Source organism: Phaeocystidibacter luteus, from assembly GCF_008933115.1.
Taxonomy (GTDB): Bacteria; Bacteroidota; Bacteroidia; order Flavobacteriales; family Schleiferiaceae; genus Phaeocystidibacter; species Phaeocystidibacter luteus.
The window spans coordinates 487,592-497,040 of the sequence record NZ_WBVO01000001.1 but is presented as its reverse complement, the minus strand read 5'-3'; the positions used below and the strand labels follow the sequence as shown (position 1 = coordinate 497,040).

The window sequence follows — 9,449 nt, the reverse complement described above, 5'->3', positions numbered from 1 at the left end:
CTCAACACCCTCAAACTGTAATAGGCTATGGCGATTCCATTAAGCACCGACCAGCTCACATATTTGATACAGTCGATTTCCCATTACAGGGAAAAATTGTTGTTCAACATTCAGGAATGCCCAGAGACCTCAAAACTGAGCGCCGAGAACCTATGTATTGGGGAAGAGCTCAAAGAGGTGTTTCAAAGAGAACTCGATCGAAGAATGCTAAGTCAAAACGACCAGCCAAACGATTGTGCAACCCCTGCGAAACGTATGCAAAATGACTGAGCAAAAGGCACTGGAGGTTCTCGCTGAGCATTTTCAGCATTTTCGCTCTCGAAGCCGCAATAAATGGGCGGTTGAGCGTCTTTCAAATGCTATCAACACTCTGATAGATGCCGCAGAAACACATGCAACAACGATTCAATTGAACGATTTGCTCACGGTACAAATGCGCAGGCAAAATGAACTCTGGATTAGAAGGATCGAAGCTTTTGCTCTCACCTACGGAATCACCACCACCGAGATAAACTCACTCGGTTTTTTGAATTGGGATGAGGCATTCATCAAAGTCTATATACAGGACTTCATGAACCAGCAAACCACTGATCTCGAAATCCGCGAAGATGGTACCTACCTGGTCACCTATATAGCCCCACCATATCGGTTCGGGCTTTTAGTCCACTCAACCTCTCATGTACCTACAGAGAGAAGAAAGAAAATTGAAGAAATCAGACTTCCATGAGGAAAGTTAGTCCAGATCTAGAGAACGCAGAAGCTCCAGAGAATCACAAGTACACCATGCCTGAAGGTGTTGCATGGGAAGCTGTATATGAGGATGTACTCAAGTACCAGGCTTTCATGGCCCATGGTGTCATATACGGTAGAGAAGGGAAGTACGAGCCTACAGACGATGAAGAGAATCCAAAGTCTAAGTATTGGTTTAAGGCAATCAGCAACTTCACCTTAGAGATCATTCAGCATATAGAGAACGACCGGGCTCCGAGTCGTTTAATTCGTTTGGAAAATCTCGATCACCGTATTCGAACCGTGGACGTGCCTACTTCTTGTTTTACAAGCGTATCCCGGTTCAAAGATGAAATAGGGAAGTTCGGCAACTATCGTTTTTGGGGCCGCACAGACCAGTTTGAGGCCTTGATGGGTATAACGATGGACCAAATGGGTGATGGCCGCTTAATCGACGTGTTAGGTTGGCAAAAAGAGGGATTTTTCGCATTCAACAACTGCGCGGTTAATTCATCAGTCATTGAATACGACGAGAGAGGCTGTTTTGAGTATAAAGGCGTGCAGTATTATGTACCCAGCGCCAATGAGATATATGAGGATGACGATAACAAGTTTCTTGCACAAAAGCTTCTGGTTTGCAAAGAGACAGATGTTACGTTCGAACAGTTTAGTGCTCAGATACTTCGCGTGTTTGGGCCTCAGTCAATTCATGCAATCCTATATGGAATTGCAACGCTTTATGCGGATCACATTCTAAAGTCCTTTACTCAATGGCCGCTCCTTTTCTTCTTTGGAGAGAAGAGTACCGGTAAATCAACCCTTGCTGCAGCGATTCAAGGCATATATGGAAACCCTGCCATGCAGGAGATTACACTTACCGGTAACGCTACAACCGAGAAAGCCGAAATCCGCAAGTTTGCAGAGTTTAGGAACATCATTATTCGTCTGGAGGAGTATCAAAACACGCTAAAAGACGACAAAGTAGAATACCTGAAACGCATCAGTGATCGAAGGGGGTATTCGGCCGGCACAATCACAGGACGTTTTGCCACTACATATACACCTATCCATTGTGGAGCTATTGTCACCGGGAACCATTACCCTATCAACAAATCACTTCTTTCTAGGCTCATCGTAAGTGAATGGGAGAAGCCAGCTGGAGCGAATCCATATACAGACCAGCAAGAATCAGACTTCCAGGAAATCCTAGAATGGAATGAAGAAGGGTTTAGCGGCATCGTTCAAGAGCTTTTGATGCTTCGCAAAGCCTTCGAAAAGCAATTCACTAAATGCATTCCAGCTGCTAGGAAGGATATAAAGAATGCACTCAAAGATGTGAAGGTTGACATCGATGGTCGAATGATTAACAACATGACCATACTTCTAGCTGTACATGACGCCGTTTCAGACTCTCTGAAGCTTCCATTCAATAGAAAGGATGTCATTGACATCTCTACTAAGGTTTTGAAGCGTCAGGCCAAGAGAATGAGTAAATCAGGGCCTGTAGCTACCTTCTGGGAATGCTTTATTCAGTCTATCCCGAATATGATAGGAGAAACTGAATTCATCATACAAGAAAATCATCTTTTCTTCTACATGGGAGCTGTACACACGGCGTACATGAAACAACACTTCAATATTTATCGAGAGCCTGGAATAGACCAGTACAGTCTTCAAGATCAGTTGAAGAACGATCCTTCCTATGTAGGGCGTGTGAGCAAGCGAATTGGCGGAAACAAGTCGAGCGCTATGCAATTCGATATCACCAAGCTACCGCATGAGGATATGCGCCGAATCATCATGAAGTTCAAACTGTTCACCCCCTCTTATACTCACGAGTCAGACGAAAAAGAATCAGATGAGGCCTTTTAAATGGTGAGACATTGAGACATCGGCAGTCTCTATTAGTATAAGTATTTGATTAACAAAGTCTTAAAATAACAAAAGTAATGTCCCAAACCCCGTCCCAACCCTGTCCCAACCCTGTCCCAACCCCCTCCAGACCGGTGGTAAGGTATTTTGGTGGCAAATGGAGGCTGGCCGATAGGATCATAGAGTGTTTTCCAAAACACCACGTATATGTAGAACCTTTCGGTGGGGCTGCTTCTGTATTACTTAGAAAGGAACCAGCTGTGGTGGAGGTTTACAATGATCTCAATGACGACATCGTCAATCTATTCCAAGTTTTAAGAGACCCATACAAATGTGTAAAGCTTCAAGACCTTCTGCGGTTAACGCCTTATGCAAGGGAGGAGTGGTCGAGAAGCTTCGAATCCAAGGACAACATATCTGATGTAGAACATGCCCGAAGAACGATTGTCACGTATTCGATGAGCTATAGCGGAGCTCGAGCAAACAAAAAGTCTTCAGCAGCTTTCAGAACCAACTCTTCAGGACATAATCGCCTGGCAGATTTGTTTCAGAATCACATCGAAGATTTTACAGGGTTTTGCAATCGTCTTAAAGGGGTGATTATCGAAAAATCTGATTACCAGAAGGTTTGCATGGCTCATGATTCGACTAGGACCCTTATATACTTTGACCCTCCTTATCCTAAGACTACTCGAACAAAAGCTACGGGCCGGTATAAGTATGAGCTTCTTTCGATTGATGAACACAGGGAACTATTTGAATTCGCGAATGGCTTAAAATCCATGGTCATTGTGAGCAGCTATGACTCACCAGAGTACAGAGAGTGGTACGGAGCAGCTGGGTGGGAGATGAAATCATTTAAGGCGGTATCAAACGCTGCAAAGAAGGGAGCCTGTTTACGTGACGAAGTGATTTGGATAAATCCACATGCCCAAAGGATGAACGCCCAACTAAAGTTGTTTGAATCATGATAAATCCTATTCGATTTGGATCGGCTTGTTCAGGAATTGATGCCGCCTCGGTTGCCTGGGGCGAATTAGGTTGGAAAGCTCAATGGTTCTCTGAAATTGCCCCTTTCCCTAGCGCCGTACTTAATCACCATTATCCAGAAGTTCCTAATCTGGGAGATTTAAACCACATTCATGAAACCGAAACATTCCAACAAACAGATATCGATGTTCTCGTCGGGGGAACTCCGTGTCAAGACTTTAGCATCGCCGGACCTCGAGGAGGCTTGGATAGCGAAAATGGTCAACTGGCCCTCGTCTTTCTGGGAATTTCTAAGAGAAAACGCCCCCGGTGGGTGGTCTGGGAGAACGTTACCGGTGTATTGTCCGAAAATGAAGGACGGACATTTGCCACAATCACCAAGGAAATGGAAAAAATCGGGTATGGGTGGGCCTATAGAGTCATGGACGCTCAATACTTCGACGTGGCCCAGCACCGCGAGCGTGTGTTCCTTATCGGATATCTTGGAGACTGGCGACCTGCCGCAGCGGTACTATTTGAGCGCGAAAGCCTGTCAAGGAATTCTAAAAAGGGCAAGAAAGTATTCGAAAGAAATTCCAATAGAGCTAGAGAAGGCGTTAGAACGTACCGCTATCTCAACTTCAAAAGCGGAATAATTGAAGACAATAAGTGTGCAACACTTAGAGGTAAAATCGGATCGTGTGATGAGCGAAATGAGCCTGCATACGTAGTTGAAAATGCTCACGTGTTTAAGGTTCGTTCCGGCAAGGTAGATGGTGGGGGAAAGGGCTATCTCGGAAGTGACGAGCTTGCGTTTACTCTTTCAACTGCGAATGATCAAAATCTCTATTTCGATTCAGTACTAAGGAGATTGACTCCTGTCGAATGTGAGCGGTTACAGGGCTTCCCAGATAACTACACCAACATCACCTATCGTAATAAGCCAGCAGCCGACCTTCCTAGATATCACGCGCTAGGGAACTCAATGGCTGTGCCGGTCATGAAGTGGATAGGAGAACGCATTCAACTAGTAGAGAACATAAAGAACCAATCTAATGAAAAGTAAGTATGAAAATTCTGCGCTCGGGTCGTGGATTAAAGCGAATGGAGATGAATTGAAGCCGTTTAAGGCTCCTATGGACTATCTGGTTGCTGCAAGCGGAATATTTAAAAAGAAATATTCGGATGCAATTGACGTGCTAATAGACTCTGGCATTTATGCAGGCGTAGAACGAAATCCTGCAGCTACAAGCATCATAGACTCTATGTTGTTGGTCTTTCGTGATGAGCGCGAAAGAAAGATTGATATCAATTTTACAATCGTGTTTATCTCAAAACGAATCTTCGACTGTAATGCAGAGAACTTGCTAGAGTGCAACGTACATGGTCATGGTGGTGCGAAATTAGAAGATAGTGCTGATCTACTTAGAGCCGTCTGGAAATCGCTTCAAGATCTAGAATCATGAGTGTACTTGAAGTAATAGGTATATGCTATTTCGCAATGTCATTCATTGCAGTAATGCGCTATAAGAGATTCGAGAGAGAAGCACTGAACTTTGCTAATGATTTCATCCAAGCTCATGGTAAAACTTTCAAGTTTGGTAGATGGGTATTCTTTCTATTGGTCTTGATAACAGGTCCATTCTTGCTAATCAATTCACTTCCTACCTATATCGAAATAGTAGTGCTGTACTTAGATAATCTGAGCCTTAGAGCACGTATATATGTGCTTGAGAAGGTATTAGGTGAAGAACTGGTGAATTCAATAGACGAGGACGAAGAAAAAGACACTGTATTATGAATATCAACGTAAAGACCAGGTATTATGACAGTCTTCCTACCCGATGGCCTGAGAAGATGCTGGCTTTTGCTTTTGAAGGAATAAGAGATCATTGGAACTACCAAAAGTGGAAAAGGGTGATTTGGCACGAGAACATCGATTTTGATTTTCATAGGTCTTCATCGAATTATCCATACAAGATTCACCACATGATTACGGATAGCACTTTTATTGATCTGGATGAACCAATTCAGTTTGTGGTGCATGGTGAAACTGATGAAGAGTTCCAGTTCATGCCTGAAATTAAATTGGTACGTGTTCAGAAGATAATCCTGTTTTATGAATCACGGGAAATCTGCATCCTCTCTAAGGATAGGAAAACAGTTGTGCTTAAATCTTCTGATCCAAATTACCTCGAGTTCATCCAAAACGAGGGATTTAACACAGAAGAGCAATTCTGGAATTTTTTCGGTTTTACATGGGATAACCGATACTTCCACTTACTCCATTGGACTGGTAAAAGCTACTAACGAAACATATCGACAGTTATGGGAGCAAAGAAAAACACGTTCTACTGTAAGAAACACTCAGGAGACGCAGCCTTCTCAATTGAGGAATGGAATCACGCCTTAGAAGAGTGTAATCGACTAGGGATTGAGGGCGAAGAACGAGATAGAATTCTTCATCCTGAATTGTTCACTTGTGATGTACAATGTTTCGATTGCCTAGCTGAAGTAGGTAAAACCAGAAAGCGAACTCAAAAGCTATTACAACCCCACGCCGCCGGGGACGAGGCGGATAACAACTTAATACTATGATAGCATTTCACCCTGTAGGAGCTCTGGCCGTTTTCTTCGGTGCCTGGGTTATCTATGAATACGCACTCCCGAAGATTAGGCCTGTTAAGGGACGCATTACCAGTCCTTATGGTGAAAGGGAACACCCAATCTCGGGGCAATGGCACTTTCACAACGGTACTGACTATGCAGGTGATGTGGGTGATCCCATTATTGCTCCAGAATCCGGAGTTGTGGAATCGGTTTACACACACGATCGAGGTGGATTGTCCATGATTGTTAAGACGATTACGGGTAAGAAGTTGGGTTTCGCACATCTCGATGAAGCCAAGAAGAAACCTGGTGACTATGTCATCAAGGGAATGACCATTGCGACGGTCGGCGACTCTGGAAATGTCACCGGTCCACATCTGCATTTCACTGTCAGAGACAAGGACGGTGGCTATGAGAATCCAGAAGAATACTTGTTTTAACTAAACTTTGATGTCATGTTTAAGAAAATGAGAATCAGCGTTCCAGCTATGCTTTGTTACATAGTATGGCTGATACTGATGTATTCAGCATTGGTAGTTATTGCGGGCGAATTCAATCCTTTGGAATGGAAACTAATCGTTCGAATCGCATTCAGTGTTTTAGGGATATTCTGCGGATTCATCTGGCCGCATTGGTATCTGGAATGGGAGGGTAGGTTAAGAGAACACAACGAATCGTAAAGTTTATACGTTATATGAACGTACCTAATAACTTTACTATGTCTCTCTCAAACCTACGCCAGGTTCAGGACCATCCTGAGACCGAAGAAAAATTGGCGCTCTTAAATCAGATGTTCGAAGGCTATATGATTGGAAACGATTTTCAGAACGCCTCAGAACGAAGTGCAACATTCCGCCTTTACTTAGAACTTACAGAAATGCTGAACAAGGCGGACAATCCTAATTGAAATGAGTTTCGAAAAAGAAATACAGGACGCCTCTGGTGGGTGGCCACGCGCTATTCACGGAGGTACGGTATCACTGGATATCATGGTGCTTGAGAAGTTTCCAGATGTTAAGGGGTTAGTGCTTCAGAAGCAGGTTCATTCCTTAAAAATGGAAATCTGGGGGCATCCCGATACGGGACTAACTATTTGGAAGGTTGAGGACTGCGTTTATTGCTATCAGTCTAAAACCGTGATGTCTGGAATCTTCGAATTACACAAGGTTCATAGCCAGGTCAAGCATATGAAGTTTGAGGATATCGTTTCCAAACGCTGAAAAAAATTTACCCGCCAAAGTCTAAAATAGATACTCGTAAGTATCGTTTTTGTTACATTTGATGAAACTCTGGAACGCATTTAGTGAAAAACGCATGAGATTAGACCACTTGTCAGCCCTGGACTTACGCATTAAAACGCTTCGAATCCTTGAGAAAAACGAAGGGGAACAATTGGATTTAGATCAGATTGCTCGAGCGCTTGTCGATGAGTCTGCAATTAACTCTGAATCTCTCGAAGATCGTGACCGCAAGAACTTTCGAAATCGACTTCGAAGAGCGCTTAGAGCATTACAGAGATATGGCGAGGTTCAGCGTAAATGTGTGACAACTACGATCAACACCAAAAAACACACGTACTCCTATGTTCGGAAAGGGTAAAGACATGCTTGCTTCAATGATGAGCAGGAAAATGCTCAAGGCTGGATTGCCTATGGTGCAAAAGGGCATTAACGGGCTGTTTGCAATGGCCGAAGAATTCCCGCTGGAAGAGGGGGAAGCGCAAGTTGGAGCCCTGGCAATGAAGTTCAAAGGTTCACTTAAAATATTGGTAGTCACCATCGCTGAAGACGGAATGAGCTTCATGCGAGTACTAAAGGTGATTGACCTGAGCGAGATTCTTGCTACAGGGAATCTTGATGACTTCGATTTCTCAAAGATTGGGATCAAAGAGAGTGACGTAGAGGATATGATGCAAAAAGCTACAGACGATGACGACGAAGAGTGATTCGACAGGTACAAAACCTCAAGAGCAACCGAGCGCAGGAGTGCCTGTTGAGCAATCGACAACCGCTCCAGCTAATCAACCAGAGCCTAAAAATGCGACAAACTTCGAAGACCTTCAGGACCGATTCACTGCGAAAGAATGGAAGGTTATAGAAGATCACTTTGACGCTAAGCTGAACGCGACGATAGAGAGAGAAAGTAAGCTGAATGAAGAGGTTTTTCAACAAGAGCTCGAAAAGAAGTATTCGGAAGGGTTTGAAGACGGTAAGAAAGAAGCTGCTTCAAATGCCATTATCATTCCAGCGACACCAGAGCTTATTGCCTACTTCGAGAAGTTGGCCGACGATCACATGTCGAGGTTTGACAGTCAAGAGAACACTTGGTTTGAACTAAATACCCGAATGGTCGGAGTGATTTTGAACGATTTACGCAAAGACTAATGGACGAAATCATAGATGAAGTAGAAAAGGTTTCGCTTGACGATATCCTGAACTATCAAAGCGGCAGGAAGGAAAAAACGTCACGACCTCCGGCTCAGGAGTCTAACGATAACCTTGAGTCTGACACAGAGACTCTGGGAGAAGACCCCAGTCGCCAGGGGGTGTTTGCAGCGGCCGAAGCAGCGGCCTCAACAGAGAAAGAGAAACCCGGGAAAGAATCGACCTCAAATGCCGGTGCCTCTGACCCTAGTAGAAGTGCGCTTCTTCAAGCCCGATTCGTTGCCAATGTCATTGACATGGGTGCTTCGAAGGGCTTGCAGGCCGTTGCCAAACACGAAACTTCGAAGCCGTTTAAGGCTGAAAAGGAAGATCAAGATGAATTGATCGATCAGATTGCCATTTACATCGAGCAAACCGGAAGCCAGCTTTCGCCGATTGCTATGATTGTGCTCCTGATTGTCATGATATACGTAACCAAAATCCCTCAAGCGCTACAGCTACGTAAAATCAATACCAGAAGACAGCGTGAAACGGATGCTAAGGATCAGTCTGGATTTCAAAAGGAACGTCCTTCCTCTAGCGACACGACTTCGGATGAACCCGAGGTTGTTGAAGCAGAGGAAGTGACGGACCTGGATCTTGAGCTCGAACGCGAAATGCAGGCCATTAATATGGCGGCCAGAGCCGAAAATCTTCCAGAGTTTAAGAACTACAAACCTCTGCCTGGTTTCTGTAAGTACGAGTGGATGATTAAGGGAGAAAAGGTAGAGGCACAGGAAGGCCTGATGTTCGCCAATAAATCAAACATGGGGCGCTGGAGCCAGCTTATCGGCAAGTATAGGCGTGCGAATGTTCCCCTTCCTCGAATGGCAATTCTCGATTAGA

16 protein-coding genes are annotated in these 9,449 nt (G+C 44.3%); all 16 read left to right on the top strand.

Features of this window, described 5'->3' with window-relative positions; genetic code table 11:
• Nucleotides 1-262 precede the first annotated feature (262 nt).
• The 16 genes from F8C67_RS02260 (at nt 263) to F8C67_RS02185 (ending at nt 9,448) form a co-directional block, all read left to right on the top strand.
• Nucleotides 263-727 carry a hypothetical protein gene (locus F8C67_RS02260; RefSeq protein ID WP_151666163.1) on the top strand — a complete coding sequence of 155 codons (465 nt, stop codon included), beginning with the start codon at nt 263-265 and terminating at the stop codon, nt 725-727.
• On the top strand, nt 724-2,601 hold the full coding sequence (locus F8C67_RS02255) for a hypothetical protein (protein WP_151666162.1): 1,878 nt from the start codon (nt 724-726) through the stop codon (nt 2,599-2,601). The genes F8C67_RS02260 and F8C67_RS02255 overlap by 4 nt, the downstream gene beginning before the upstream one ends.
• A 134-nt stretch (nt 2,602-2,735) precedes the next feature.
• Nucleotides 2,736-3,572 (top strand): DNA adenine methylase, encoded by an 837-nt coding sequence (locus F8C67_RS02250; protein WP_170266324.1) that lies wholly within the window; start codon nt 2,736-2,738, stop codon nt 3,570-3,572.
• A complete protein-coding gene (locus tag F8C67_RS02245) occupies nt 3,569-4,636 on the top strand; it encodes a DNA cytosine methyltransferase (protein WP_151666160.1) in 1,068 nt (355 codons plus the stop codon). The genes F8C67_RS02250 and F8C67_RS02245 overlap by 4 nt, the downstream gene beginning before the upstream one ends.
• Entirely contained in the window at nt 4,626-5,036 is a 411-nt protein-coding gene (locus F8C67_RS02240) for a hypothetical protein (protein WP_151666159.1), read from the top strand. Before F8C67_RS02245 ends, F8C67_RS02240 begins: the two co-directional genes overlap by 11 nt.
• Nucleotides 5,037-5,071: 35 nt before the next feature.
• Nucleotides 5,072-5,371, top strand: a complete 300-nt coding sequence (locus F8C67_RS02235; RefSeq protein ID WP_170266323.1) for a hypothetical protein — start codon at nt 5,072-5,074, stop codon at nt 5,369-5,371.
• Nucleotides 5,368-5,880, top strand: coding sequence for a hypothetical protein (locus F8C67_RS02230; RefSeq protein WP_151666157.1), 513 nt, complete (start codon nt 5,368-5,370; stop codon nt 5,878-5,880). Before F8C67_RS02235 ends, F8C67_RS02230 begins: the two co-directional genes overlap by 4 nt.
• Nucleotides 5,881-5,898: 18 nt before the next feature.
• Complete coding sequence (locus F8C67_RS02225) at nt 5,899-6,168, top strand: hypothetical protein (protein WP_151666156.1); 270 nt, start codon at nt 5,899-5,901, stop codon at nt 6,166-6,168.
• Complete coding sequence (locus tag F8C67_RS02220) at nt 6,165-6,620, top strand: M23 family metallopeptidase (RefSeq protein ID WP_151666155.1); 456 nt, start codon at nt 6,165-6,167, stop codon at nt 6,618-6,620. The genes F8C67_RS02225 and F8C67_RS02220 overlap by 4 nt, the downstream gene beginning before the upstream one ends.
• 15 nt (nt 6,621-6,635) lie before the next feature.
• Nucleotides 6,636-6,860, top strand: a complete 225-nt coding sequence (locus tag F8C67_RS02215) for a hypothetical protein (RefSeq protein ID WP_151666154.1) — start codon at nt 6,636-6,638, stop codon at nt 6,858-6,860.
• Between the two features lie 38 nt (nt 6,861-6,898).
• Nucleotides 6,899-7,087 (top strand): hypothetical protein, encoded by a 189-nt coding sequence (locus F8C67_RS02210; RefSeq protein WP_151666153.1) that lies wholly within the window; start codon nt 6,899-6,901, stop codon nt 7,085-7,087.
• Nucleotide 7,088: 1 nt separating this feature from the next.
• Entirely contained in the window at nt 7,089-7,400 is a 312-nt protein-coding gene (locus F8C67_RS02205) for a hypothetical protein (RefSeq protein ID WP_151666152.1), read from the top strand.
• A 61-nt stretch (nt 7,401-7,461) separates the two neighbouring features.
• Entirely contained in the window at nt 7,462-7,779 is a 318-nt protein-coding gene (locus F8C67_RS02200; RefSeq protein WP_170266322.1) for a hypothetical protein, read from the top strand.
• Complete coding sequence (locus F8C67_RS02195; RefSeq protein ID WP_151666150.1) at nt 7,763-8,125, top strand: hypothetical protein; 363 nt, start codon at nt 7,763-7,765, stop codon at nt 8,123-8,125. Before F8C67_RS02200 ends, F8C67_RS02195 begins: the two co-directional genes overlap by 17 nt.
• Nucleotides 8,109-8,564 (top strand): hypothetical protein, encoded by a 456-nt coding sequence (locus tag F8C67_RS02190; protein WP_151666149.1) that lies wholly within the window; start codon nt 8,109-8,111, stop codon nt 8,562-8,564. Before F8C67_RS02195 ends, F8C67_RS02190 begins: the two co-directional genes overlap by 17 nt.
• Nucleotides 8,564-9,448 (top strand): hypothetical protein, encoded by an 885-nt coding sequence (locus F8C67_RS02185; protein WP_151666148.1) that lies wholly within the window; start codon nt 8,564-8,566, stop codon nt 9,446-9,448. Before F8C67_RS02190 ends, F8C67_RS02185 begins: the two co-directional genes overlap by 1 nt.
• The last annotated feature ends 1 nt before the right edge of the window (nt 9,449 follow it).